The organism is Paraliomyxa miuraensis (assembly GCF_026337845.1).
Lineage (GTDB): Bacteria > Myxococcota_A > Polyangia > Nannocystales > Nannocystaceae > Paraliomyxa > Paraliomyxa miuraensis.
The window spans coordinates 621,853-648,149 of record NZ_JAOVZF010000162.1 but is presented as its reverse complement, the minus strand read 5'-3'; the positions used below and the strand labels follow the sequence as shown (position 1 = coordinate 648,149).

The 26,297-nt window shown below is 68.4% G+C and carries 18 protein-coding genes; 5 read left to right on the top strand and 13 right to left on the bottom strand.

Going from position 1 to position 26,297, the window contains the following annotated elements; translation table 11 throughout:
* Window positions 1-21: 21 nt before the first annotated feature.
* From OEB96_RS40050 to OEB96_RS40000, 11 genes are all read right to left on the bottom strand, one after another.
* Window positions 22-3,885 (bottom strand): BadF/BadG/BcrA/BcrD ATPase family protein, encoded by a 3,864-nt coding sequence (locus OEB96_RS40050; protein WP_266222193.1) that lies wholly within the window; start codon window positions 3,883-3,885, stop codon window positions 22-24.
* Between the two features lie 51 nt (window positions 3,886-3,936).
* Window positions 3,937-5,739, bottom strand: coding sequence for a 2-hydroxyglutaryl-CoA dehydratase (locus tag OEB96_RS40045; protein WP_266222192.1), 1,803 nt, complete (start codon window positions 5,737-5,739; stop codon window positions 3,937-3,939).
* Between the two features lie 386 nt (window positions 5,740-6,125).
* Entirely contained in the window at window positions 6,126-6,998 is an 873-nt protein-coding gene (locus OEB96_RS40040; RefSeq protein WP_266222191.1) for an alpha/beta fold hydrolase, read from the bottom strand.
* A gap of 21 nt (window positions 6,999-7,019) precedes the next feature.
* On the bottom strand, window positions 7,020-7,616 hold the full coding sequence (locus OEB96_RS40035) for a hypothetical protein (protein ID WP_266222190.1): 597 nt from the start codon (window positions 7,614-7,616) through the stop codon (window positions 7,020-7,022).
* A 226-nt stretch (window positions 7,617-7,842) separates the two neighbouring features.
* Complete coding sequence (locus tag OEB96_RS40030; RefSeq protein ID WP_266222189.1) at window positions 7,843-8,985, bottom strand: PrsW family glutamic-type intramembrane protease; 1,143 nt, start codon at window positions 8,983-8,985, stop codon at window positions 7,843-7,845.
* 141 nt (window positions 8,986-9,126) lie between these two features.
* A complete protein-coding gene (locus tag OEB96_RS40025; protein WP_266222188.1) occupies window positions 9,127-10,611 on the bottom strand; it encodes a hybrid sensor histidine kinase/response regulator in 1,485 nt (494 codons plus the stop codon).
* A 100-nt stretch (window positions 10,612-10,711) separates the two neighbouring features.
* Entirely contained in the window at window positions 10,712-11,170 is a 459-nt protein-coding gene (locus OEB96_RS40020; protein WP_266222187.1) for a response regulator, read from the bottom strand.
* Window positions 11,167-12,360: a sensor histidine kinase gene (locus OEB96_RS40015; RefSeq protein WP_266222186.1), complete on the bottom strand. Its 1,194-nt coding sequence runs from the start codon at window positions 12,358-12,360 to the stop codon at window positions 11,167-11,169. The genes OEB96_RS40020 and OEB96_RS40015 overlap by 4 nt, the downstream gene beginning before the upstream one ends.
* A 399-nt stretch (window positions 12,361-12,759) precedes the next feature.
* Window positions 12,760-14,802 carry an FG-GAP repeat domain-containing protein gene (locus OEB96_RS40010; protein ID WP_266222185.1) on the bottom strand — a complete coding sequence of 681 codons (2,043 nt, stop codon included), beginning with the start codon at window positions 14,800-14,802 and terminating at the stop codon, window positions 12,760-12,762.
* 527 nt (window positions 14,803-15,329) lie between these two features.
* Window positions 15,330-16,595 (bottom strand): NifU family protein, encoded by a 1,266-nt coding sequence (locus OEB96_RS40005; protein WP_266222184.1) that lies wholly within the window; start codon window positions 16,593-16,595, stop codon window positions 15,330-15,332.
* 129 nt (window positions 16,596-16,724) lie between these two features.
* Complete coding sequence (locus OEB96_RS40000; protein WP_266222183.1) at window positions 16,725-17,339, bottom strand: hypothetical protein; 615 nt, start codon at window positions 17,337-17,339, stop codon at window positions 16,725-16,727.
* Window positions 17,340-17,529: 190 nt separating this feature from the next.
* Between OEB96_RS40000 and OEB96_RS39995 the strand changes: the two genes are divergently transcribed.
* The 4 genes from OEB96_RS39995 to OEB96_RS39980 all read left to right on the top strand — a co-directional run bounded on the left by OEB96_RS39995 (window position 17,530) and on the right by OEB96_RS39980 (window position 22,396).
* Window positions 17,530-18,762, top strand: coding sequence for a hypothetical protein (locus OEB96_RS39995; protein ID WP_266222182.1), 1,233 nt, complete (start codon window positions 17,530-17,532; stop codon window positions 18,760-18,762).
* Window positions 18,759-19,424 carry an RNA polymerase sigma factor gene (locus OEB96_RS39990; RefSeq protein WP_266222181.1) on the top strand — a complete coding sequence of 222 codons (666 nt, stop codon included), beginning with the start codon at window positions 18,759-18,761 and terminating at the stop codon, window positions 19,422-19,424. Before OEB96_RS39995 ends, OEB96_RS39990 begins: the two co-directional genes overlap by 4 nt.
* On the top strand, window positions 19,417-20,577 hold the full coding sequence (locus OEB96_RS39985) for a hypothetical protein (RefSeq protein WP_266222180.1): 1,161 nt from the start codon (window positions 19,417-19,419) through the stop codon (window positions 20,575-20,577). The genes OEB96_RS39990 and OEB96_RS39985 overlap by 8 nt, the downstream gene beginning before the upstream one ends.
* An 88-nt stretch (window positions 20,578-20,665) precedes the next feature.
* Window positions 20,666-22,396 carry a M23 family metallopeptidase gene (locus tag OEB96_RS39980; RefSeq protein ID WP_266222179.1) on the top strand — a complete coding sequence of 577 codons (1,731 nt, stop codon included), beginning with the start codon at window positions 20,666-20,668 and terminating at the stop codon, window positions 22,394-22,396.
* Window positions 22,397-22,431: 35 nt separating this feature from the next.
* Here the strand turns inward: OEB96_RS39980 and OEB96_RS39975 are convergent, their stop codons facing one another.
* On the bottom strand, window positions 22,432-23,196 hold the full coding sequence (locus OEB96_RS39975; RefSeq protein WP_266222178.1) for a glutathione S-transferase: 765 nt from the start codon (window positions 23,194-23,196) through the stop codon (window positions 22,432-22,434).
* A 93-nt stretch (window positions 23,197-23,289) separates the two neighbouring features.
* On the opposite strand from OEB96_RS39975, the gene OEB96_RS39970 reads away from it, so the two are divergent.
* Window positions 23,290-24,048: a hypothetical protein gene (locus tag OEB96_RS39970; protein WP_266222177.1), complete on the top strand. Its 759-nt coding sequence runs from the start codon at window positions 23,290-23,292 to the stop codon at window positions 24,046-24,048.
* Between the two features lie 87 nt (window positions 24,049-24,135).
* On the opposite strand, the gene OEB96_RS39965 is transcribed toward OEB96_RS39970, so the two are convergent.
* Window positions 24,136-26,235 (bottom strand): AgmX/PglI C-terminal domain-containing protein, encoded by a 2,100-nt coding sequence (locus OEB96_RS39965; protein WP_266222176.1) that lies wholly within the window; start codon window positions 26,233-26,235, stop codon window positions 24,136-24,138.
* Between the last annotated feature and the right edge of the window lie 62 nt (window positions 26,236-26,297).

Below are 26,297 nucleotides of genomic sequence, written 5' to 3'. Positions count from 1 at the left end.
CGCGACGCTGGGGCGAGCCGTCTACGGCTCGCTGCGCTTGGCCGCGGGCGCGCTGGCTGGCGCCTCGGCCGGACGCGGTGCCTCCGCACCACGGTGCGCCCCTGCGGTCTTGTTGAGCGTTTGGGCCTGCGACGCGTTGACCTCCTTGGCGTGGGCCAGGTCGCGGTAGCGCTTGTCCACCGCCGTGGACCGCAGCCCGGCGACGTCCAGCAGCACGTCGGGCTTCTCCGCGGCCTCGGCCCCCAACCGGACCTGCGCCGCCTCGATCTTCGCGAGCAGCTCGGCCTGGTACTGCCGCATCTTCTCGGCCACGCGTCCGCGCGCCGGCTTGTCGGTGCGCAGATCCTCCTGATAGCGCCGCAGGAAGTAGCCGATGGTCTCGGTGCGGATCTTGATCGACCCCGTGGGCTTGTTCTCGTCGATGTCCTTGAACGAGAAGTACGGCGTGCCCGAGGTCTCCACGATCTCCTCGATCACCGTGTAGATCGGCGCATCGTGCCCGCACTTGAAGGAGCTCAGCTCCAGCGCCACCAGGTTGGGATGTCGCGCGCAGTACTTGGCCGCCCACACCTTCTGGTTGGTGTTCTCCGAGTAGCTGTTCTTCCACACGTCGTAGATGTCGAACGGATCCTTGATGAACCCGGCCTCGATGTCGTCGGCGAACAGCGGCTGCACGATGTCGTCGTCGATCGGCAGCGAGTGGATCGTGAAGATGGGGTAGCCCAGCTTCTGCAGCTCGTCGGGGATCTCGTGGTTCATGCCCGGGTCGTTGTGGTAGGGCCGGGCGAGCAGCACGATCCCGATGCGATCGTCCTCCTCGAGCTGCTTCAGCACCTGCCGCCCCTGCTTGCGCAGCTCTACGACGAAGCGCTCCTGCGCCCGGTAGCCCTCCTCGACCGCGCGCGCGTTCTCCTCCTCGGACAGGCCCAGCACGTCGCCGAAGTAGCCCAGCAGCTCGCGCTTGCACAGCTTGGGCTCCCGCATGTGCACGAACGGCACGATGTGCAGGATGCCCTTGTCCACGAAGATGTCGCGCTCCTTCACGAACGCGGCCTTGGTGGTGTCGGCCGAGCCGACCACGGTGGGGCACGCACGCGCGCCCACGGACGAGCTCAGCCACGTGTCCATCGAGTCGACCTGCGGAAACACGATCAGATCGAGCGGCTTCTTCTTGTGCTTGACCTCGAGCAGGTTGTGCATGTGGGCGATGCACACCTTGGAGGGGAAGCACGGATCGATCGCGCCGCGCTTGGCCCCCTCCTTGTACATCTCCTCCGACGTGTAGTCGGAGTAGATCAGGTTGCTCGCCTTGACGCCCAGCGCCTCGAAGTAGGCCGAGAAGAACGGGTTTTGCGAGTACTGGTTCAGCACGCGCGGGATCCCGATCCGCAGCTTGCCGCGGGCGCGGATCTTCTCGGCGCGAGCACGGGTCGCCTCGGCGCGCGCCTTGACCTGCTGCGCCCCCGGCACTCGATCACCCGCCTGCTCGAGCAGCTGCGCCACCTTCTCGCTGCGGTTGATCCGCTTCAGCAGCCCGCTGACCTTGTCCTGGTACTTGCTCAGCGTGGGCGGCAGCTCGATCGCCTCGGGCAGCCCGAGCCCCCGCTCGACCTCCGCCGGATCGTCGGCGACCAGCGGCGGCTTGACCGCCTTCCACACGTCCTTGGCCGCGATCGCGGCGAAGTTCGGGTAGTCCTTCTTGGCCCGGTCGAGCCCGCTCTTGATCTTGCGCATCGACTCGACGTCCTCGACCTCGCCCTTCTCACAGGTGGCGATGATGAGGCGCTTGGTGGCCATCTGGGTGTCTTCGCTGTGCTTGCGGATCTGCAGCAGCTCGCCCCCCGCCATGCGGGTCTGGGCCTCGTCGTTCTCGAGCTCGATGTCGACGTCGATGAACGTGCGCAGGCACTTGTTCTTGCAGAAGTAGCAGCGCGTGCTCTCGTCGCGCTTCTGCCGGTACTCGATGCCCGGGACCTTCTGGAGCCCGATCCACTGGGTCTGGTGCCCCAGCCGCTGATGCATGCGTCGGGCCTCGAGCGCCGCGCCGATGGCCCCCGACTCGCCGCAGTGCTTGTGCACGATCACCTCGGCCTCGAGCCCCTTGGACACGAAGCGCTCCTGGATGAAGTCCACCTGCGACTTGACCGCGGCCAGGTTGTGCTGGGTGCCGCCTTGCAGCACGAAGCGGCGCCCGAGCTTGGCGAGGTTGGGGATCTGCGAGACGTAGAGCCAGATGTTCTTGGGCAGCACGTTGGCCAGCCCCGCCATGATCTCCTCGGGGGCCCAGCCCTGGCGCTGGAAGTCGACGATGTCGCTCTGCATGAACACGGCGCAGCCGTAGCCGAACATCGGCATCGACTCGGCCGCGAACGCCACGTCGGCGTACTGCCGCACGTCGTACCCGAAGCCCGCCGCGGTGCCCTGCAGGAAGTAGCCGTTGCCGGCCGAGCACTGCGTGTTGAGCTTGAAGTCCTTCACCTTGCCATTCTTCAAGATGATGATCTTGATGTCCTGGCCGCCCACGTCGCACACCACGTCGACGTCGTCGTAGAAGTGCAGCGCGCTCTCGCAGTGTGCCACCGTCTCCACGATGGCGGCGTCGGCCCGCAGCACGTCCTTGAGGATGTCCTTGGCGTAGCCGGTGGTGCCCACCCCGAGGATCTCGAGCGTGGCGCCGCACTCTGCCACCTGCCCCTGCAGGTCGGCGAACAGGTCCTTGGTGTCCTCGATCGGGTTGCCCTTCGAGAGCTGGTAGACCTTGGCGAGGATCTGGGCGTCCTCGGACAGGAGCACCGCCTTGCTCGAGGTGCTGCCGCCGTCGATCCCGACGTAGGCCCGCACGGTCGTGCCGGCCTCGAAGGTGGCGGGCACGAACTTCTCGGGCTGGTACTTGGTCTTGAACGCCTGCAGCTCGGCGTCGTCCTTGGCCAGGCCGTGGCCGCCGGCTTTCTTCTTCTCTTCCTTGCGACCCACGTCGATGTACCACCGCAGGCCGTCCATGCCCTTGTAGCGGCCGACCACGTCGTCCTCGTCCTTGCCGAACTCGGCCGCGCCCAGGGCCGCGTAGTACTGCGCGTTGTCGGGCACGATGATGAGCTCGGCCGGGTCGTCGCACGGCGGCAGCGGCACCTCGCGCTCCTCCCAGATCGGCGGGATGTTGGCGCGCCACGCCTCCTGCATCCCGCGGATGTACGTGTTGGGCCCGCCCAGCAGCATCACGTGGGGCATGAGCGTGTGCCCGCGGGTCAGCACCGACAGGTTCTGCTGGATGATGGACTCGAACAGCGAGGCCATCAGCTCGTCGGCCGGCACGCCCATCTTCTGCAGCGAGTTGATGTCGGTCTCGGCGAACACGCCGCACTTGCCCGCCACCGGGTGCAGCTTGAGCCCCGTGTGCCGCGCGTTGCACAGCTGCTCGGGCGGCAGCTTGAGCTTGGCGTTGATCTTGTCGATGACCGCCCCGGTGCCGCCGGCACACTTGTCGTTCATCGAGGGGATCTTCTTCTTGCGACCGCTCTCGGGGTCGGGCTTGAACACGATGATCTTGGCATCCTGGCCGCCCAGCTCGATCACCGAGTTGACCTCGGGGTGCAGCTTCTCCACCGCCATCGAGACGGCGTTGACCTCCTGCACGAACTTGGCCCCCACCAGGCGACCCACGTTGCCGCCACCCGAGCCGGTGATGAACATGCGGGCGTTGCCGGCCCGCACGCCCACGTCGCGCTCGATGTCTTGCAGCATCTCGCACGCCTTCTCGGGCTGCTTGGAGTCGTGGCGGCGGTAGTCCTTCCACACGATCTCGTCGCTGCCCACGTCGACGACCACCGCCTTGACGGTGGTGGAGCCCAGGTCGAAGCCAATACGAAACTGACGGTCGCTCATCATCGATGATCCGGTTCGGGAGGAGACGAAGGAGAAGCCGGGACCGCGTGCGGCCTACTCGGCGGCCAGCTCGGAGTCCGGCCTGGTGCGCGAGCCCGGCCGCACGCCCTCGGCCTTCATGCGCTCGATCAGGTAGCGCGCGAAGCGAGCACCGGTGCCGGTCATGCCCTCGTACTCGGGCACGTGGAACAGCGGCCGATTCAGCTCGGGGTGCGAGCGCTGGAAGGCACGCAGGTCCTCGAGCGCGTAGCCCGAGCCCTCGACCACGCCGAAGAACTCGACCTTGGCCTTGGCCTTGGCCTCACCCAGGGCCATCTGCACGCGGCTGTGCGCGTTGATCTCACCCTCGCCCGAGGTCTCGATCGGCAGGTAGATCATGTCCTTGAAGTGGTTGATCACGGCCGACTGCGCGCCGTCGCTCTGGGTCGACGGCATGCAGCCGAACGGCTTGAGCGACAGCACCATGTGCGCGATGCCCTTGACCGTGTAGTAGATGTTCTTGGCCACCTCGAGGTGCCCCTCACCGCCCTCGGAGCGCGTGTGGTAGAACTTGTGCGCCAGCTCCTCCATCTCGAACATGTCGACGATGGCGTGGGTGGTGCCGCCCAGGGCGCCCCTGAGGCGATCGTACTCGCGGCGGTAGACCTTGTCGGCAAAGGCCATCATCGCGCGCTTCTTGTAGTACTTGCTCTCGAGCTGCACGCGCTTGCGGACGTCGTACCACTTGAGCTCGCCCTCGGCCTCGTCGAGCGCGCGGCGGTCGGCCGCCTTGATCTTCTCCTGCCACATCAAGTAGGTGATCCAGGTCGCGATCGGCTCGGTGATGATCTCCGCCCCCTCGCCCTGCAGGAAGCGGAACATGTTGAAGTTGCCGTCGCCCTCGGTGGTCTGGGCCCAGAACTCGCCGGTCACCTTGACCACGGGCTTGGGCTGCAGGCGATCGACCTCGATCTCGTTCATGCGCCGAGCCACCTCGCGCAGCGGCGCGGTGTAGTCCTCGGTGGTGAGCAGGTCGAGGAACTTGACCACCAGATCGAGCTTGTCGAGCGCGCCCTCGCTCTGGCTGGCGAGGATCTCGCGGAGCTTGCCCGAGACCTGTGCGGGCGGGATCTGCTTGATGGCATCGCCCATGAACTGCAGCGCCTCCGCCAGCACGCGGTCGGTCTGCCCCGGCACCACCTCGTAGGGGCGGATCTGGTTGGCCAGCTCGTTGAGCAGGTCGCCCATGTTGATGCAGGTGACCAGACCCATGAAGAAGTCGGCGTTCATCTCGAGGCCGGCCTTCACGTCGCCCTGCTTGAGGCCGCCCTTTTGCTGGAACAGCATCACGCGGAAGCCGTCGAAGCCCGAGTTGCGCAGCGCCAGCCGGTACTCGGCCTCGTACATGCCGAAGCGGCACGGCCCACACGCGCCCGCGGTGATGAAGAAGTACTTGTCGATGATCTCCTGGGTCGACATCCCCTGCTCGTCGCGCAGGTACTCGAGGTACTGCACGAGGTTGCCCACGGTGAAGTAGGTGGGGTTGCACTGGCCGTTGTTGCCGTACTCCTTGCCCTTCTGGAACGCGTCGGTGTTGGGCGTGGGCAGCGGCTCGACGTTGTAGCCCAGGCGCTGGAAGTGGGCCTGGATCAGGTACTCGTGCCGGAACGTGAAGCCGCCGAACAGCATGGTGGTGAACGGCCGCTGATCAGCGGTGAAGCCGTGCTCGACCGGCCGCTGGAACTGCATGTTGATCGAGTGGAAGCTGACGCCCTCTTCCTCGGAGAAGCGCTCGCGCGCCTGGTCGAGGAGCTGCTGCACCTCTGGCTGCTGGATGACCTTGAGGAGCTGGGTGCGGTTCTCGGCGTGGGTGGCCATGGTCGGGGTCTCCCTGAAATCGAAGAGAAGGGTCGGGCGCGAGGCAGCGGCCGGAGGTTCGGTGACGGTTGCGTCAGTGACGATGCCGTCACTGACGATGTCGTCACTGACACACGTGTCAGTGAACTTCGAGGCTGGTTCTCGCACAGGGTCCCGGGGGACGCAAGTGACAAGATCGTGGGCGTAGCAGGGGTCTAGGGCCGGATTCCCGCCTTCCGGTGCGCGCCTTCGATCGCACCTGGACCTCACGAAACGCCGTCCATCGCCGGCGGAAATCACGCAGATGACGGAAACGGCGCTCCGAGCGGGACCGGCGCCGCGCCAGGCTGGCGCCAAGTTCGCCGATCGCGCAGCTGATGCGGGGTCGAGTTCGCCGCTCGAACGGTTCAGCCGCCGCTCGAGATCCCGTGCCTTCGCGCCCAGCTCAGCAGCTCGTCGTCGAAGCGCTCGGGCTCCTCGAGCTGCGGCGTGTGACCGCTGCGCTCGAACACCCGAACGTGCAGCGTGGGAAGGAACGGCCGCAGCGGCTCCCACAGATGCGGCGGGTTCCAGAAGTCGTAGCGTCCCAGACCGAGGAACACCGGCATCGTGATTCGCTCGGCATCGCGGCGGATGTCGATGGTGGCGAACGTTGCACCCCACACGTGATCGAAGACCTCGGGGATCACCTCGACCCCTTCCCACAGCGCCGCGGCGTCGAAGCGCGGGTCGAACCAGATGCGAGGACCGCTCGCGAGGCAGTACGCGATGAAGCGGCGGTCCGGGTCGCGCTCGATGGCCGCGCCCAGGCCCTCCATCGAGGCGGCGAGCAGCTGCTTGCGCGTGGGGTCGACCGATTCCTCGAGGTACCGATCGGCCGCGGCCTGGCTCGCGGGGCTCCCATCGGGGCTCATGGCCAGGGCGACCACCCCCAGGGTGCGCTCGGGGTACGCCTTGGCGTAGGCCATCGCCATGTAGCCGTGTCCCGAGTGCCCGACCACGAGCACGCGCGGGAGCCCGAGGTGCTCGCGCAGGGCCTCCACGTCCTCGACGAGCACCGACAGCTCCACGTCGGATGGCGTCAGCGGTCGCGTGCAGCGACCGAAGCCGCGGTGATCGAGGAACACCAGCTGGAGGTGGCCACGCAGGCCCGCGGAGAACGTGCGCGGATAGTAGACGCTGCTGCCGATCACCAGCGTGGGGACGCCCGCTCCCTCGATCGAGTAGGACAGCGAGAAGCCATCGCGCTCGAGGGCGCCGCGCCGGGTCGAAGGGCTCATGGGCCGAACCTACCGCAACGGCTACGGGTAGCCACAGGTGCCCACGCCGGAGCACTGCATGCCGTCGGGACAGGCCTGTCCATCGGCGCACACCAGCTGGCAGGCCCAGAACGCCACGTCGGCGCAGGTGCCTTCGTTGCAGGTCTCGTTCATCGCGCACGGCGTCATGTCGTCGCAGGGATCGCCGCTGCCCCCCATGCCGGCAAAGGGCGTGCACTGGGCGGGTGCGTCGCCGCTGGCCGCCATCGGGCACATGTCATCGGCGCTGCCGCAGAACGGCGCGCACACATGCGCGCCCGGGAGCAACACGGGCGCGGTGCCACTGGGGCACGAGCCGTTGTCGATGGGGGGATAGGCGGGATCACCCGCGGGTCCCCCGGTGGTCGAGTCGGCGGACTCGGCCGTGGTCGAGGCCATGTCGGTCGAGGTCCCGGGCTCGTCGGTGGTCGCCACCGCGGTGGTGCCCGAGTCGGCATCGGTGCTCGATGACGACGCGGTCGAGTTGGTCGTGGTGGTCGTCGTGGCGCCGGTCTCGCCCTCGTCGTCGCCACAAGCGGAGAGAGGAGCAACGACCAGGGGAATGGCGAGGGTGCGGAGGCAAAGCGAAGCGAAGCGCATGACCCACGATAGCCTGCTATCGTCGCGCCCGTCCCCATGGCCCGGTTCTTCAACACCGCGGGTCCGTGCCGGCGAGCTGTTGGGCAACGTGCCCGAGGACGACCGACGCTTCGCGGTCGACCTCGGTCTGGTCAAGCGAGCCGACCGCGACCGGGCACCAGGGCCATCCCAAGCGCTACCGCCCCGCGATCCCGCTTCCAGCCGCCCCTGCACCGCAATCCGCACCTCACCCGCCCGTCCCGAACCGCGCCTGCTGGAGCTGCTCCGCCAGCGCCTGGTGCGTCCCCGGATCGGGCGTCCCCGGTCGAGCGTGCAGCACGGCCAGCCGGGCAAGCGCGGCATGCATGCGATCGAACCACCGTCGCTGATCCTTGGTGAGACGTCGCCGCGTCTTGCTCATCGCCCCGAGATCACCGAACAGCGCGACCTCGTTCACGGCCAGCCCGTACTGCTGCGCCAGCCAGGGCACCGCCTGGGCAAACCGCCGCTCCTCCTTGCGACGCACCACGTAGAGCACGATGCCGAACGTGGTGAACACCGTCACGAACGCCAACACCGTGGCCCCCAGCAGCTGCACCCCCATGTCACCGAGCAGCTGCGGCGCCGCGGCGGATCCATTCCAGAGCGCGTGGCTGAGCACGGCCAGCGCGTAGCCCCACAGCATGCGCGGAAACACGGGACGCCCGGCCGCGACGGCACCGCCGATCGCGAGCCCCGTCCACGCGGTGAACAGCGGATGCGCGAACGGACCCATCAGACCTCGCAGCACGAACACGGCGGCGAGCTGTCCTTCTTGCTGCGCTTGCACGAGATACTCGACGTTCTCGACCACCGCAAAGCCGACCGCGGTCCAGCCGGCATAGATGATCCCATCCATCGGACCGTCGACCTCGCGCCGCCGCACGGCGTAGAGGATGCCCCCCGCCTTCATCGCCTCCTCGACCAGCGGCGCCGAGGTCACCGACGCGAGCACGGGCCCTCCAATGATCCCCACCGTGGCGTTGCAGATCGACGCCACCAGCACCGACACGGTGGCTCCCCACAGGAACGCGTGCACGAGCGCCGCCCAGGGCTCGGGCTCCACCCGATCGAGCCACAGCATCACCGGGAGCACGATGGCGATGGGGACCATCGCCAGCGCCACCACCACGGGGAGCATCGCGGCCGCAATCACCACCACGGGCACGACCAGGATCGAGGCGATGATCACCGGTACGCTCAACCAGCCCGGAAGCGCGGGCTTCTTGGCGCGGGCGTTGACGTGCGTCGTCCACGTCCAGCCATCCCACCAACGCCACTGGTTCCGATTCCACGGATCGGGGTACCAACCGGGGCGGGTCGGCATACCAGCGGGGGGCGGCGACTGCATGGCCCATCATCGCCTCGATGCGATTGGTTCCCAACCGGAGAGATTCCGGCCGTCCTCCTTCGGTGCGGAGAAGACGCGGTCATGAGGCCGGTCATGGGGACCAGTCGCGACGCCCGCGGCCACAGCCCTCGGCCGCGCCTCTCAGGCGGACCGAACGACGGGAATCTCCACCATGAACCTGGTGCCGCGCGGCGTGTTCTTCTCGAACCAAATGCGCCCGCCGTGCGCCTCGACGACCATCTTGCAGAACGTCAGCCCCAGGCCACTTCCGCCGTCCTTGCCACGGATGAACTTGTCGAAGATGCGCTCGCCGATCTCCGGCGGCACGCCGGGCCCCTCGTCGCTCACCGACAGGCGCAGCACTTCCTCGGGGCCGGGCTCGGCCGACGACCCGTCGACGTGGGCATCTGACAACGAGCCACCGCGGATGCGCTCGAGCGCGATCACGATCCTCTCGTGCGTGCGAGAGTAGCGGATGGCGTTGCCCAGCAGGTTCTGCAGCACCCGACCGATGAGCTTCGCGTCGCACCACGCCACGGAATCGGCGGTCTTGATGTCGCACACGATCGCGAGCGCCTTGTCCGTCGTGATCGCCTTCTGGGCCCGGATCGCGAGCCGCAGCTCCTCGGCCAGATCCGCCTCGGTGCACGAAAGCGGCAGGTCCCCCGCCTCGAACCGCTCGATGTCGAGGTTCTGGTCGACCAGCGCCAGCAGCTGCTGGGCCCCGATCGAGATCAGCGAGATGAACTCCTGCGCTTCTTGGGTCTCCGTGCACAGATCCAGGATCTCGAGCATGCTGAGCGACCCGTAGATCGCATTGAGCGGCGAGCGCAGGTCGTGCAGCATGGCGCGCACCACGTCGTTTCGCAGCTCCTGGGCTCGCACCTGCTCGGTCATGTCGGTCAGGACCAGGATCCCGTTCTCGAATCCACCGTTGCCGCCACCCCGGTGGAGCGTGTGCATGGAGATCCGCACCGGCAGCGGAGCACCGCGGGACCGGATCCGCGCATTGAAGTGCGACCCAACCGAGCTCGTGCTCCCACGCGCTTGCTCGAGCGCTCGTGCCAGCGGCTCGCAGGTCTCGGGGGTCAACAGCTCCAGCACCGGTGCTCCCAGGAGCGAGTCGGGCCGCTCCACGAACGTCCGCGCGGCCCGGTTGGCGAACGTGACGATTCCGTCCTCGTCGAACACCAAGCACCCCTCGCCGATGGTCTCGAGCAGGAGCGGATAGAAGGCCTCGGCCGTGTCCACGAACCGGGTGCCAGGCACCGAGGGCTCCTCTGGATCGCCGCCGAGCACCCTGCACACCGCAGGCCAGAGGTGCTCGAGGATCTCGCTCTTGACCAGGTAGTTCCTCGCCCCCATCTCCAGCACCGAGAGTGCGAGCGTGCGATCCTCACGGCCGGTCAGCATGATCACCGGCCGTGTCGGCCGAGCCTTGACCAGCTCGGCCAGCAGCGTGAGGCCATTGCCGTCCGGCAGCCCGTGGTCGAGGAGGATCAGCTCGAAGTCCTGGTGCTCGAGCGTCTCGCGGGCCGCTCTCACGGTCGCACACCAGGTGATCCGCGCCCGTGCCTTCAGCACCTCTCGAATGAGGTCGACGTCGCCCTCGTTGTCCTCGACCACGAGAACCCGACGCCGCGATGCATCCTGGTCTGCCGAGGAAGCGCCTCGAGCCGTGGGTTGCGCCCCGTTCACGCGCCGTTCCCGTTCCCGTGGGGTTCGCTCACGGGCTCGATTGTGCTTCCGTCGGCGGCAGCTTGACCACGACGAACCAGAAGTCCTCGATGCTCTTGACCACGTCGGAGAACTGCTGAAGGTCGACGGGCTTGGTGATGTAGCAGTTGGCCCCGAGCGAGTAGGTCTTGACCACGTCGCGCTCGGCGCTCGACGACGTGAGGACCACGACCGGAATCGAGCGGAGGTTGGCGTCTCCCTTGATCTCCCTGAGCACCTCGCGCCCGTCCTTGCGCGGCAGGTTGAGGTCGAGGAGGACCAGATCCGGGCGGGGCATCGCGGCGTACTCCCCCTCGCGACGCAGGAAGCGGAGCGCCTGCACGCCGTCCATGGTGACGTGCAGGTTGTTGCGGATCTTGGCCAGCTCGAGCGTCTCGCGGGCGAGATCGACCTCGGCTGGATTGTCCTCGACGAGCAGGATTTCGATGATTCGGGTGATGGGCATCATGGCGTGGATCTCGAGCGCGGCAGCGCGATATGGAAGTTGGAACCTTCACCCACCGTGGACTCCACCCAGATGCGGCCGCCGTGGCGCTCCACGATCTTCTTGGTGATGGCGAGGCCGATGCCGGTGCCGGAGTACTCGCCGCGTCCGTGCAGCCGGCGGAAGAGCACGAAGACGTCGTCGTGGTGCTGCTGCTCGATCCCGATGCCATTGTCGCGCACCGAGATCACCCACTCGTTCCCCTCGGGCCGCGCCGAGACATGGACCGCGGGTGCCACCCCCTCACGACGGAATTTCAGGCCGTTGCCGATGAGGTTCAGGAACAGCTGACTCATCTGCACCGCATCGGCGTCGACGGTGGGGAGCGGACCCCGCGAGACCTCTCCTCCCGTATCCACGACGCGCCCGTGCAGATCCACCAGCACCTGGTCCAGGACGGCCTCGAGGGCGACCGGAACCAGCGGCTTGCCCTCCGTGCCGACACGCGAGAGATGGAGCAGATCGTTGATCAAGTCCTGCATCCGCTTCGCACCATCGACGGCATAGTCGATGTACTTGTGCGCTCGCTCGTCGAGCTGCTCCCGATATCGCTGGGCCAGCAGCTGGGTGTAGCTCGCGACCATGCGCAGCGGCTCCTGAAGGTCGTGCGAGGCCACGTAGGCGAACTGCTCGAGCTCCTTGTTGGAGCGCTCGAGCGCGGCCACGACCTCGCGGATCTTGTCCTCCATGGCCTTGCGCTCCGTGATGTCCAACATGCTGAGCAGCACGGGCACGCGCCCTTCGCGACGCTCGAGCATGCGGAGGGTCATGAGCACGTGGATGCGCTTGCCCTTGACCGTTCGCGCATAGGCCTCCGAGCTGACCTGCTGCTTGCCCTCCGCCGCCGCCACCATCTGTGCGGCGAACACGGGGAACGACTCCGCATCGAACACCGTCGCGAGCGCCCCGAGTATCTGCTCCCTGGACTCGGCCTCGAACAGCTCCAGGGTGTACTCGTTCATGTCGGTGATCTGGACCCTCGATGCCAGCTCGAACACCTGCGCCGGGTTCCCTGCGAAGTGAGCCCGAAAGTCGGTCACCCCCTCGTCCCGAAGCCGGTCGAGCTCGGCATAGACGACGGCCCAGTCCTCCTCCCACAAGCTCACCGGCGTGAGCTGGAAGATCTCTTCGTAATGGTGCTCGACGACATCCATGTTCGGTCCCCGCCTGGGTACGGAGCAGCGGGTGGTCGCGCCGCTCGATCACGCGCCGATGGGCCGAAATGCCACGAGCGCGCCGTTCACACGCCCGGATGGTACACGATTGCTCCGCTCTCCGAGGGTGAAAAATTGGACCAAAGTAGCCATGCGCACCATCGGAGGAGCGGAGGAGAGGCGAAGTCCCCCCACAGACTCGCACCGCCACCAGGCGTCCCACCAGCCGTGGAGAACGAACCCGCGCCGGCACGCGGCAGGGCTTGCCGACTCGCCGGCTGGACTGACGAACCATGAGAAGAACCCCGACCGCTCTCGGGCGACCGGGGTTCTGCTCGGGGAAACGCACCTCGGGGACCGTGCGTGCCGGGTGAGAGGATCGCTCACCCGACGCGAACGCTACGGTTGGTGGTACGCCTTGACGGCACTGGAGTAGAGGCGCCCCTTCATCTGCGCAGAGATGACCCCTGCATCCTGCAGGTCGTCCAGAGCATCGTCTACGCACCCCTTGTACGCCTGGAAGTTCGCCCAGCTCGCGTCGTAGCTGCACGGGATCTCCGGGAACGTGACGCGCTCGCCGTCGTGCACGTTGTACAGTCGGTTCCTGACGCCGCCGGGCCACATGACGTCCACCACGCCCTTCTGCTTGTTGCCCAGGCCGAACAGGGCCTCGAGGGCGTGCTGGGACCCGAAGCTGGAACCGGCGTGCACCGGGACCACCGTGGATTTCGCGCTGTTGTGGGGCGTGAACGTGATCACTGCACCCACCCCATCGCGATTGACCGAGCCCCCCGGCGTGAGGTCGACCGAGCCGACCACCGTCACCCCCACATGGTTGTTGCCGTTGCCGCTGTTGAGCTCGATGCCGAGGGTGCCGTTGTCGAACTCGACGCCCGCCCACACGAACTCACCCGGGTCGGGCCCGGGGCCGAACGAGGGTACGAAGTAGGCGGTGGGATCCCACACCACGCCCCACGAATTCACGCCGAACGCCAGCGGCGTTCCGGGGGGTAGGACGTAGCGCGAGGCCGTCACCAGGTCGACGAACCCGTCGCCGTCGAGGTCGCCCCCGGCGACCCCGGTAACGTTGTTGTCGGTGTAGTCGAGGCGCAGCGCATCGAGATCGGGCACGAACTCGGCAGTGCAGGCCTGGTTCAGCAGCATCGTCCCGGGGTTGTCGGCCGTGGCATAGAAGTTGGCATGGAGCGCTCCGAAGTAGGCCACGTCGTGGTCGCCGTCGTTGTCGTAGTCGAAGACGGCGTTGCCCCAGCCGAACACCGAAGCACCACTGGTGCCCACACCGGGGTCCGAGAACCCACCGGTGCCGTCGCCCAGCAGCCAGCGGCTGGCCTCGTCGCCGAACGTGAAGGGTAGGCCCTCGGTGGTGAGGTGGTAGTCGCCGAAGTTCGAGCCGAAGATGTCGATGTTGCCGTCACAGTTGAAGTCGCCGAAGCCCAGGCCCATCCACGAGCCCGAAGCCACCGGAGAGTCGACGAGCGGGTGGTCCACGAAGCTGCCGGTACCGTCGTTGATGAGGATGTGGATGAACCCGCGGTCGAAGCCGCCGTACGCGGCCTTGGGAAAGGCGCACTGGTCGTCGCCGAACACCAGGTCGAGGTCGCCGTCGGTGTCGAGATCGACCATGCCCACGGCCCAGGTGATGCCGGCCGAGCCATCGTTGCCTGGCCCGAACCCGGTCAGATCCTCGATCCCCGAGGTCGCGCTGATGTCCTGGAACGCGAGGCCGCCGAGGTTGAGGTAGAGCTGGTTGTGCTGATTCTCGGCGAGCGTCTCGACGACGCAGGCGACCAGGCTGTGGTGGTCGTAGGAATTCGCGACCAGGACGTCGAGCAAGCCGTCGTTGTCGATGTCGCCCATGGCGCAGGACACGTGGCTGCGATCCCCACCCTCGATCCCGGCGGCGACGACCTCCGCGAACTGCCCGCCACCGAGGTTCTCGAGCAGAACGTTGGGCGAGTCTCCGCCGAGGACCAGGAGGTCCTTGTCACCGTCGTTGTCGACGTCGCCCGCGCACGCGCCGCGCCCGTCTTGCCACCATACGCCCGTACCCGTGGCGACGCCCACGTCGACGAAGCCGACCGTGCCGGTCTCGACCAGCTGGTTGGAGTACAGGCTGTTGTCGGCCCCGGGACCGTTGGTCACGTAGACGTCCAGATCTCCGTCGTCGTCGTGGTCGAAGATCACCACCCCGGGCTGTCCGTGGGGGCTATAGGGCGAGCCCACGAAGTCCGCCAGGGTCAGCGGGGTGACCAGGGAGTCCTGCCGCAGCTCCTCGAGCGCCATGAGGTAGTCCGGGGTCGGAACGCGCTCGTAGGTGATCCCCGACCCGGGGTCGGCGGCATGGTCTTGGAAGGTGATGGGCGCGGCCGACACGGGGCCGGCAAGCAACAGGAACATCGCGGCAAGGGTCGCCGCGGTCATGCGGCGTCGGGACTGGGGGTGGCCATGAACGATGGGTGCTTGGTGGATCATCACGCTACTCCTCTTGTGGGGAAGGGACCGACGGTGGGGGGGCTCGGTCCAGTCGTCGTTTGGGCTGGCATCATCGAGCTCGCAGACCAATGGCCAGCGACGCGATGAAGACAGCCGACTTGGGGGCACGGCTCGGACGTCCGCAAGAATCAGCATGACCGAATCGAGCCATCTGGGTACTGATGATTTCGGGACGCGGATCGATCGATCGTTGTGAACGATGACCACTGCGAACGGCGTGATGGCCATTGACGGACGGATGGTCGACGAGACGTCCCATTGTGGAGCGAGACGAGCGAGATGCCCGTACGCTCGAGCTGGATCGGCGGGGCCATCCCGCATCGAGACCACGCCATGAGCGGGACGAAGCGCGATTTCAACCAGTGAATACTCGGGACCTCGCGTACGGGTACCCCCCTACGCCCTCGAGACTGCCATGCAAGCCTCGGACGGGACTGCGGCGCGATCCCGGGCCCTCACCCGAGCTGCGGCGACGCGATCCCGATGATCTGGGGGATCCGAAGCTTGAGCCGCCGCGCGATCCCTTGCTCGAGCGTGGCCTTCGAGCTCGGGCACCCGATGCAGTTGCCGGTGAGCCGCACGTGCACCACGTTGCCCTGCACGTCGAGCAGCTCGATGTCGCCACCGTCGGCCTGCACGAGCGGACGGCACTCGTCGAGCACCTCTCGTACCCGTGCCACCAGCTCGTCACCCTCGAGCGCCATGCTCACGCTGCCGTCGCCGACCGCGAGGTCCTCGAATGGAGAGCGCTCGGGGTGCTGTTGCAGCACCGGCAGCCGTCGAGGCGCGGAAGCAGCCTCGTCGAGCGCGAGCGCGACCACGGCTCCTCCGCTGGCCACCCAAGCGTCGATGCCGCCTCGCAGGCTCACCGCCGAGCGAAATCCGTGCCCTCGCAGGGCCTGGACCGCCATCAGCGAGCGACGACCCGACTTGCAGTACACCACCCACACGTCGGCGGCGTCGAGCTCACCGTGGCGCGCGTCGAGCTCCTGCAGCGGCACGTGCATCGCCCCCGCGATGATGCCCTGCTCGACCTCCGCGGCCGTCCGCACGTCGCAGAGCCGAACCTGCGCGCCCGCGTCGATGCGTGCGCGCAGATCGGCGATCTCCATCTCGTCGACCAGCGCCTCGTCGCCCGCGGGCTCGTCCTCGCCCTCGTCCGGCGCCCGCTCGAGCCGCTGACGCAGCTCGCCCGACTGATCGAGCGCGCGCAGCTCCTCGAACCCGCCGATGCTCTTGCCGTGGATGAAGATCTGCGGCGTCGTCTGCTGCCCGGTCACGATCTTCAGCCAGCTCAGCGTGGCGTCGTCCCCCTTGATGTCGTGCTCCTCGAACGCGAACTCTCGCTCCCGCAGCAGATCCATGGCCGCGCGCGAGTAGGGACATCCACGCTTGTAGTAGACCTTGATGACGGGTGCGGCCTCGGCCGACATCGCGGAGGAGGCCGCCGCGTCCTCGTCCTCGTCGCGGATGATCCCCTTCTCGAGCTGGTGCTTGCGCAGCTTCTTGCGGTCGCTCGCCCACATGGGCTGGTCGGGCTGGTCACCCGACCACGTGGGCAGCGGAGCCTGGGCCTCGACCACATCGAGCCCCACCACGCCACGCACGCGGTCGAGCGCCGATGCGGCCGCCCGCAGTGGTGCGTGCTCGGATGAGCGCCCCTTGTCGACGACGACATCGAGGGTCTTGACCGTGACGCGGCGAATGAGCGTACCGAGCATGGCGCGCATCCGTAGCCCGCCGCTCGCTCGACCGTCAAGCCGGGCCGTGGCCATCCTTGCCATGGACGGCCACACGGGGACGGCCACCGGGGTCGAAGGCGAGGAAATCCGGCGTCGTCGGGAGCGCGGTCAGCCCTCGGACTCGCAACGCAGTGCCACGAAGCCGCCCTCGACCGGGCCACCCTCGACGGGAATCTCGTCGGTGGTCGCGACGAGCCGACCCACCACGCACGCATCGGTCAGTGTGAAGATCTCGAGCTGCCCGCCCTCGAACACGCCGAGCTCCTGGTCGCGCTCGCACACCCCGTCCTCGACGCGAGTGGCAGTGGCGAGGTGCCAGCTCTGTGCATAGTCGTCGAGGGCGAAGGTCCCGGGACCGAAGGCGGCGGTACGCAGGGAGATGTCCACGGCCCAAGCCCGGGGACAGCCGATGAGCTCGGGGTCGAGCGGATCCCCGCAAGGCACACCATCGTCGGACAGCCGCAGCACCTTGCTGGTGGCGGCAGCGCGCGGGCTGACCTCACCTTCCTTGACGGGCACCTCGGACAGCCACGCGCTGGTGAGCCCGGGAATCGACCCGACCCCCGGCGGCAGCGTCCCACAGCGTTCCTCGACCTCCGCGGGGAAATTGCCCTCGGGGTCGAGCAGCAGGGGATCGTGATCGACGATGTCGAGCTCGCCACATGCGCACACGAGCAGACCGACCGTCGCCAGCGTCAGCGCTCCGCCCCTCCTCGCACGCACGATGCGAAGGAGTATGCCCGACGCGGGCGCCCATGGCCCAACCGAAAATCCTAGAAATGCTCAGATTCCCGAGATCGCACGCGTTTTCCGCCGCCCCCCATGGAAACTCCCGCCCCCATGTCGCGTGATGAGGTCCGCGCCCGCTATGCTGATGGACCACCATGGAGAGCCGGCAACCACGGAGAACGGCATGATCAGCGCCGTCCTGGGGCTATTGCTGTCTCCGGCGCCGGTCTACGTGGAGCGGGTCTCGAGCGCGGATCCAACCGAAACGCGCTCCTTGCGGGATCAGCTCATGATGCGCCTGCTCGAGGAGGGCTACCCCCTGGCTCCCTCGGCCGACCAGGCCACCCGCACGCTGCGCGTGGAGCCCACCCCGGGCGGGATTCGGGTGGAGGCCGAAGGCGAGGACACCCTGGCCTTCGAGGTCGCCACCGGCCCCGTGCTCCCGCTCGAGGCCGTGCACCGCGCCATCGAGGCCCTCGAAGAGGTAACACCTCGTCCCACCCCTCAGGGCACGCTGCCGTCTCGCGTGGCCGTGCGCGTCGATGCTCCGCCCGCCGCGATCTCTCCCGATGCGCTGCGACGTACGCTCGTGGAGCAGCTGCTCGAGCGTCACCGAACCGTGGTGCCGCTGGATGCCGAGCCCGACCAGGTCCTGTGCGCCGAGGGCCGGGGCGAAGCGCTCGCGCTGTCGCGGGCCGACGAAGCCGACGGCTGCGGCCTGGCCTCCGACCTCCAGGCCAAGCTGGTGGGACTCGAGCCGGTCGAGTCTGGCCGCGAGCCCGATCCCCTCGCGCTCGACAGCTCCCTCGATGCGCTCTTGAGCCCCGACGAGCCCGCGCCTCGACGGACCACGTCGTCCGAGCGCCCCGCGTCGACCATGGCTCCGTCGGCCAGCCTCACGGACGACCGGACCCTCGAGCCGCCGCGGCGCGGCCCCGCGGTTCGCATCGGCGCTCGCACCGGGGTCTACGGACGCATGACCGCCGCCGATGCAGCCGTTGGCACCACCCTGCGCGTGGGCGGCGAGCCTGGCCCCGCGGGGTTGTTCGACGTGCTGATGGTGCCCAGCTCGGCTCCCGACATCTCGATCTTCGAAACCAGCATCAGCGGTGGCTTTGGCTGGATGTTCGAGGTCTCCCCCGTGGTGGCCCTGCACGCGCAGGCGCTCGGCGGGGTCCTCGTCCATCGCTATCGCCAGCGCGGGGCACGGACGGGGCATCGAGTCGACTGGACGGCCGAGCTTCCCCTGGGCGCATCGTTTCGATTGCCCCGCGGATTGCGAATCGAGCTGACGCTTCGGGCGGGTCGCTCCGCGCGCGATCGAGAGCATCGCGTGGACGACGTGGCGGTGTGGAGCCGCACCGCCTGGCGCATTGGAGCTTCGGTGGGCTTGAGCTATGGATGGAGGCCACGGTGAGTGACGCAAGCGAGGTTCGCGAGCTCGAGTCGAGCTCGCTGTTGCTGCTCGGCGAAGGCGGCGAGCAAACCGTGGGCGCCACCGCGGCGCGCATCGGTCGGCTCTATCGTCAGCATCGCGACCAGGTCTATCGGCTCGCGCTGCGCTACGGCCGGGGTGACCGCACATGGGCCGAGGACGTCACGCAGGACGTGTTCGTCTCGCTGTGCAAGGTGATCCACCGACTCGAGGACGACGACGCCCTCAAGGGATGGTTCTACCGCGTGGCCACCAATCGCTGCTTGAGCCGGCTGCGCCGCGAGGCCGTGGCCAACGCCCCCGCCGTGCGGTGGCTCCTCGGACGCGCCGCGACGGTCCCCTCGGACCCCGAAGCCCAGACGGCCGAGCGCCGCGACCTGCGAAGGGTCGACCAGATGCTGGCCTCGCTGCCACCCAAGCAGCGCATCGCGTTCTGCATGTATCGCCTCGACGGCAAGGAGCAGCAGGAGATCGGCGAGATCCTCGGGTTCTCGAAGAGCTACGTCTGCAAGCTCATCAAGCGCGCCGAGGCCACGATCCGCGAGGCCGGATGGGAGCTCGGTGGGGACGCCAACGGAGAGACCAACCCAACGACCGATCAAGAGACCAACCAACGAACCGGTGGGGAGGTGGGTCATGACTGAACGACGCTCCTTTCTCGACGAACTCCAAGATCTCGACCAAGTCCATCAGGCCGAGCGCCTGCGGCCGGGCGCCGTGCACCGCATCGCCCGACGACTCGACGCCGAGCTGATGCAGGCCGAGCTCCCCGCCCGGCGCCGCACCTGGATCCCCATGGTCAGCTTCGCCGCGGGAGCGGCGATGGTGCTCGCGGTGTTCACCATGGGAGGCGAGCCCCAGCTCGCCACCGAGCAAGCCGAGGCCGCGCCGATGCACGCGGCCTGGCAGGTCGGCGGTGACAACTGCCACGTGACTCGCGGCGAGGTCGAGCTGGTGCTCGACGGAAGCTGCCGCGTCGATCCTCCTCGCGCCGGCGTGGTGATCGAGAGCCGCAAGACCACGCGCCTGCGCCCGATCGAGGGCGGCGTGGTGGTGGTCGACGGCACCGTGATGATCGAGACCAACGCCGCGAGCGAGCCCGACCAGCCCCACCCTGGGGCCGCTCACGAGGCTGGGCACGAGCCCTGGCGCATCGAGGTGCCCGGCGGAGCGATCGAGGTGCTGTCCTCGCAGCTCTCGTTGGTGGTGGCCGGCGACCGAGGCCACGTCGATCTCCTCGAAGGCACCATGCGCTTCGTGACCGACGACGGCAGTGCATACGCGATCCAGCCGGGCGAGCGCTTCCGCTTCACCTCGTCGCAGGCACTCGCGTGGGCCACGGCCAACGAGCCGGATGTGCCCGAGGCGAGCGAAGCGCTGGCCGCAGCGCCCGAGCCGACGACGAGCGAGGACGAAGCCCCGCTGCTCGCGGTCGGTGATCGCCTGGCTGCGCTCGAGCGCGAGGCCGAGGCCTCGCGACAGGGCAACGGCACGCGCGCGCGTGACAAGGCCTCCTCGGCCGAGGAGCTGCGCCGTCTGGTCGATCGCGTGGCCGAGCTCCGGGCCCAGCGTCAGTACCAGGCCGCCGTCGCCCTGCTCCGGCAAGCCCTGGGCAAGCGATGGGATCGCCACACCCGCGAGGTGCTCAGCTACGAGCTGGGTACGATCCTCTCCACCCAGCTCGCCGATCAGGAGCAGGCGTGCCAGCACTGGTCCGAGCACCGGCGGCGGTTCCCCGAGGGTCGCTACGCCAAGGCGATCGACCGCGCGCAAGCGCGGCTGGGCTGCGGAGGATAGGCCCGGGCCGCGCTGGGCGCGGGCGTAGCCGTAGCCCACCGAAGTTTCACCCCCGCCGCGTCCGCCGGGGGCACTACAATCTCGACCCATGAGACGTCAGGCGCGTTGGACGTGGGGCTCTTGCTTGCTCGCCGGCTCGTTGCTCCTCGGATGCTCCGAGCCCGCGCCCGAAGCCACCGAGCCCGCACCGGCCCCCGAGGCCACCCCCGCGGAGGGCGGCACCGCCACCGACGGCGACGAATCCGCGGTGGAGGCCGACGGACCGTTCGAGCCTTCGGTGGCGCTCACCAAGGAAGGCAAGGGCGAAGACCGTGCCCTGGCCGAGCGTACCCCCGGCACGCAGCGCCGGCTGGTGATCGAGCTCGAGCTCACCACGAGCGCCAAGAAGAAGCTGCGCGTGCCGATCACCCGCATCGCGGCCGACGTGGTGCTCGAATCGATCGGCGACGAGGGCTCGAGCTACCGCTTCACGCCGCGCGAGGTCACCGTGTTGACCAAGGGCAAGGTGGCCGACGAGGCAACGGTCACCGCGCTGCAGACCGCGCTGGCTCCGGGCGACACCCCCGCCGCCGTCTCGCTGACCACCGATCGCTGGGACGTGGTCACCGCGCTGCCCTGGCCGACCAGTGAAGACTCCAACGCGGTCGAGCTCGCCGCCGCCGAGCGCCTGGCGCTGGGGCACCTGATGGTCCCGGTGCCCGCGCTGACCATGAAGAAGGGCACGCGCTGGGAGGTTCGCCGCCGCATCGACGTGCTGGGCATACCGACCTGGCAGACGCTGTCGTGCACCGCCAAGGCCATCGACGGCAAGCAGCTCGAGCTCGACGCCAAGGTGACCTACGGACCGCTCGCCGAGGAGCCGTTCACCGGCACCCCGCTGGGCCTGTCCGCGGTCGCGTCGGTGAGCGGCCAGGGCAAGCTACGCGCCCGCTACGACCTCTCCACGGGCACGCCGATCGACATGGCACTACAAGGACGCCTCGACGTGCGCGAGGCCCCCGAGAGCAAGCCCAAGCGCTTCGGCTTCGAACTCCACGTCGACGAGGACTACATGGCGCAGCCCGATCCCCGCGTGACGCTGAAGGGGCAGCTGGTGCAGGGCGGCCTCGTCCACGGCATCGTGCCGCCCGACACCAAGGTCTGGTTCGAGAAGGAGAAGGTCAAGGTCTCGGCCGAGGGCGACTTCTTGATCGGCTTTGGCCGCGACGCCTCCCCGCGCGCCCTGCTCAGCTTCGCGTTCGCGGGCGGCCCCCCCGAGCGCCGCGTGCTGCAGGTGGCCGACCGCGTGTTCGAACCCGAGGAGATCAGCGGCTTGCCCACCGAGATGGTCGATCTCGACAAGGAGACCCGCAAGGCGCTGAACAAGTCCAAGGCCAAGATCTCCAGGCTCCGACGGCGCAGCAGCGACGTGCCCTACTTCCGCGACGGCTTCGACTGGCCGCTGCGCGGCAAGATCACCTCGACCTACGGGCGCGAGCGCATCCTCAACGACGAGGACCACGGCTACCACTGGGGCGTGGACGTGGGCGTGCCCGTGGGCAAGAAGGTCAAGGCCCCCGCCGGTGGGGTGGTGGTGCTCGCCGAGAAGGACGTGCCGCTGTCGGGCAACCTCGTCATCCTCGATCACGGCCACGGCCTGACCTCGTCGTTCCTCCACCTCGACAAGCTCAAGGTCAAGGAGGGTGACGTGGTGAAGGCGGGCCAGGTGATCGCGACCTCGGGCAACACGGGCCGCTCCACCGGGCCGCATCTGGACTGGCGCATGAACCTGTTCGACACCCGCATCGATCCGCAGACGGTGGTCGAGCCCATGCCCTGAGCTCGTCCTGCGATCCGAAAGCGCGGCCCGACGCGCTACGCAGCCGGCCCGTCGTCGTCGACGGCGTCGAGCTCGGGGTACCGCCGAAAGATCCCGCTCTCGTTGAACGGCAAGTAGCGCGGCGACGCCCGGTAGGCACTGATGCGCGGCAGGCCGTCGACGTGCTCGCGCAGCGCGACCAGCCCGGGGAGCTCGCCGACCACGCGAGCAAACGCCCGTGGAAACGCATACTCGAGCCCGTGCAGCACCTGGTTCATCGACAGATCCACGTAGGTGAGCGACGACCCCAGCAAGTGCCGCCCCTGGCCTTCTGCGTTGGCCTGGAGCACCGCCTCGAAGTAGCGCAGGAACTTCGGCAGCCGCTGCTCCACGAATTGCTTGGCGTACCGCCGCGCCTCGGACTTCTGCACCTCGTAGTAGTCGCCCTTGACCACGGGGTGGTGCGTGTCGTGGGCCTCGGCCACCAGATCCGCGAGCGTGAGCTGCAGCTGCATCGCCTCCGCGCGCGCGTCCTCTTGGTCGGGCACCAGCCCGTGGCGAGCGGCCAGCCAGGCGCAGATGTTGGGCATCTGGGCCAGCCGCACGGTCCCGTGCACCAGCACCGGCGGGGCCAGCGGCCGCAGACCACCGGGCGCCGACAGCTGAGCCATCACCGCACCCGAACCGCCGCCGTCTTCCTTGGGCCGCCGGGCCACGTCGTCGTAGGGAGCCCCCGCCTGCTCGAGCACCAGGCGCACGAATTCCCCGCGCCCCGGAAGGGACGGCCAGTAGTAGAGCGAATAGGGGGCGTCTACAGCCATGGAGCTTGCTCTACCCCTTTGGGCGCCGTCGGGGCAACCTCCTTCGGTCGCGACGGGCGCCATGGCCCGACCTCGGTCATGCTCCATGCACGCATGGGCGAACGGGAGAGCACAGCGCGTGCGCAGCGCGATCATCTCGCGCTCTCCACCAGCCCCACCTCCCCTGCCCTGCGACCCGTGCTCGACCCCGAGCCGTGGTCCCCCCCACAGCTGACCACCGGCTTCGCGGTCGGTTGGGCCCTCACCCTCGGCGTGCTGGGCACCATCACCGCGGTCTGGCTGGTGGGCATGGTGACCGTGGTGGTGCTGCTGGTCCTCGGCCAGGGAGGCGTGGGCACGGTGCTGGCCTTTGCGGGCACCGGGGTGCTGCTGGGCCGAGGTTGGGTGGGCATGGCACAGACCATCCGCAGCCGGCTGCGACGTCGTGATCTCGATGATCCCGCGGCCCTGCCGGGCACCTTCGCGACCCTCTCCGCACCATTGCAGCGGCTGGTTCGACACACCCGCAGCCTGGCGATCGTGGTGCGGGATCCCGAGCTACCGCTCGCCGAGCTCGACCGCGAGATGTTCGAGTGGATCTCCATCGTGGCCAAGCTGCCGCCCGAGGACCGCCGCATGCTGGAGGAGCGCGGGATGGGGTCGGCCCAGCTGCGCGAGGATCTCGTGCGCAGCCGCTGGCAAGAGGACCAGGCGCGCCGAGGCGCGGCGCTCCATCGCCGGTGGCTCGCGCGGGGCAACGGTCGAGGGCACCGCGAGCGGGCGGTGGCCATGCTCGCCCGGCTCGAGCACGAGGTGCTGCGCCCGATGGGCGATCCCTTTCGTGGCGGCGGGCCGCGCCGCGGCTCGTCGTAGCCGAGCGAAGGCCGAGACGGCGCCGCCCCCTCCCCGCGATGAGGGAGGGGACGACGCCGTCTCGTCGTTGGTGGGTGGGTGCGGCGCTCAGCCGGGGGAGAACAAGAACGGGTAGGTCACCATCGCGCTACCACCGGTCTTGGGCTTGGGGAACTTCCAGCGACGCACCGACTTGGCCACGCAGTTGGCCACGTCGCGATTCGACAGGGTGTTCTCCGAGACCGCGGCCGAGGGCACGGTCCCCGCGGGCCCGATGGTGAACATCACCGCCACGCGGCCCTTGAGGTTGGGGTCGCGCGCGAGCCCCTGGTTGTAGCAGTGGCGAACCTCGTTGTGGTGGTTCTTGATCACGCGACGGATCATGTCCTTGTCGATGCCGACGACCTTGGTGTCCTTGGCCACGGAGACCCGCGGCTGACGCGTGGTGCGGTCCTTGAAGCCGGTGCCCTTGCCCTGGTCGTAGCCGAGCCGATCACCGCCGCTGCCACGCCGGCCCATCAGGCCGACTTCGCCCAGGCCGACGGTCCCATCGCCATCGCCACCGCCACCGCGGCCGGTGCCGATGTCTCCGAAGCCAGCCACGCCATAGGCGTCGCCGATCGCGGTGCCGGTGAGGTTGCCCCACACGTCGGAGTCATCGTTGCCGATCGCGTAGGTGCCGGTCGGAGACGAGAGGAAGTGACCGCTCTCCAGCTCCATCATCCCAAGGATGCCCATGTTGCGAGCCGCGACCTCGGGCCGGTAGTTGCGATCCATGCTGGGGATGGCGCTCTTGGGGCCCTTCATCGCCATGAGGCCGCTGACGGGTCGAGCGACGGGATTGCCCGCCTTGCCCTCGGTGTCCTTGTGGCGCTTGCCGGGCTGGTCGCCGGCCTCTTGTTCGTCGGGTTCGTCGGCGTCGAGGACGATCTCCTCGGGTTGGTCCTCCTCGTCGTCGGGCTGGGCCATGTAGCCCACATAGCGGTTCTCGGCGGTGACGTCGTCCATGCTCATCGAGAGCGCATCCTCGGGCACCAGCTGCGACAGCGACAGCAGCCCGCCGATGACGGCGAACGAGGCCGCGTTGTAGATCCAAAACGGCTTGTCGGTGTCGTTGCCCTTGGCGATCACCTTGCCGCGGTTGACCGACGAGACCTCGTAGGAGAGCTCGCCATGCTCGAGGTGCGCCTTGGCGCCGTGGGGCAGCGACATCGCGTACGACGAGCCATCGGGCACCGCTGCGCCCGACCGCACCAGCTCGGGCAGGTCGAGGCGCTGGTTGCCCATGCTCACGTATCCGCTCATCTGCGGGGTGAAGCGCAGGACGTGCGCATCGCCTCGCTCGAGCACCAGCGGGAACGACTGGTCACCCAGGCCGGGCATCGCCACCTTGAAGCTGGCATCGGGACCCTCGCCCAGGGTGTAGCGATCGAGGCCCACGTCCTCGCGTCGCGACAGGCCCAGGCCCATCGGCACCAGCCCCAGCAGCGCCAGGGCCATCGCGAGGCCGCCCAGGCCGAGGCCCGGAGCTTCGGGCGCCGGACGACCCGACACGGCAGCATCGGCCTGGGCCTGCTGGTAGCCTTCCCAGTCCTGCGAGACCTCGTGGGCCAGCAAGCCCCCGCCCGCCAGCAGCAGCAAGCCGCCGAGGGCGAAGAACGCCGGCGCCTGCTTGCGACGGCTACCCACCTGCCCCACGTGCTGGACGTCGAGCACGGTCTTGCCGTAGCTGGTGACCACCTCGGCCACGTGACGATCGCCGTGCTCGACGTCGCGAGCATCGACGGGAAGCGTCGCGCGGGGAGAGACCGGCGCATGTGCGAGCGCAGGAGCGATCGCGACCGCCGGAGCAGCCGCGACCGCCGTGATCGCGGAACGGACGGCCGGGGTGGGCGCCTTCGCCGTGACGGCTGCGGCCTCCACCTCGATGCGGAACGGACCCACGCGCAGCGAGTCGCCGCCCTGGATTGCGGCGCTCTTGGTCACGCGCTGGTCGTTGATCGAGCTGCCGCCGGCGCTGCCGAGGTCGACCAGGCGAAGCTCGCCGGCGGTCACCTCGAGCACCGCGTGCATACGAGCAACCGCGTCGTCCTCGAGGTAGAGATCGCTGCTGCGAAGCTTGCCGATCTTGATCACCTCTTGCGAAAACGTGCGGCTGCCGATGAGCTGCTCGTTCTTGAAGATCTTCAGGTTGATCGTGCGGGACATGGTCAGGGTCTCCTTCGTCACTGGTGCTCGATCGACAGCGACCACCAGCCGAAGTTCCGACC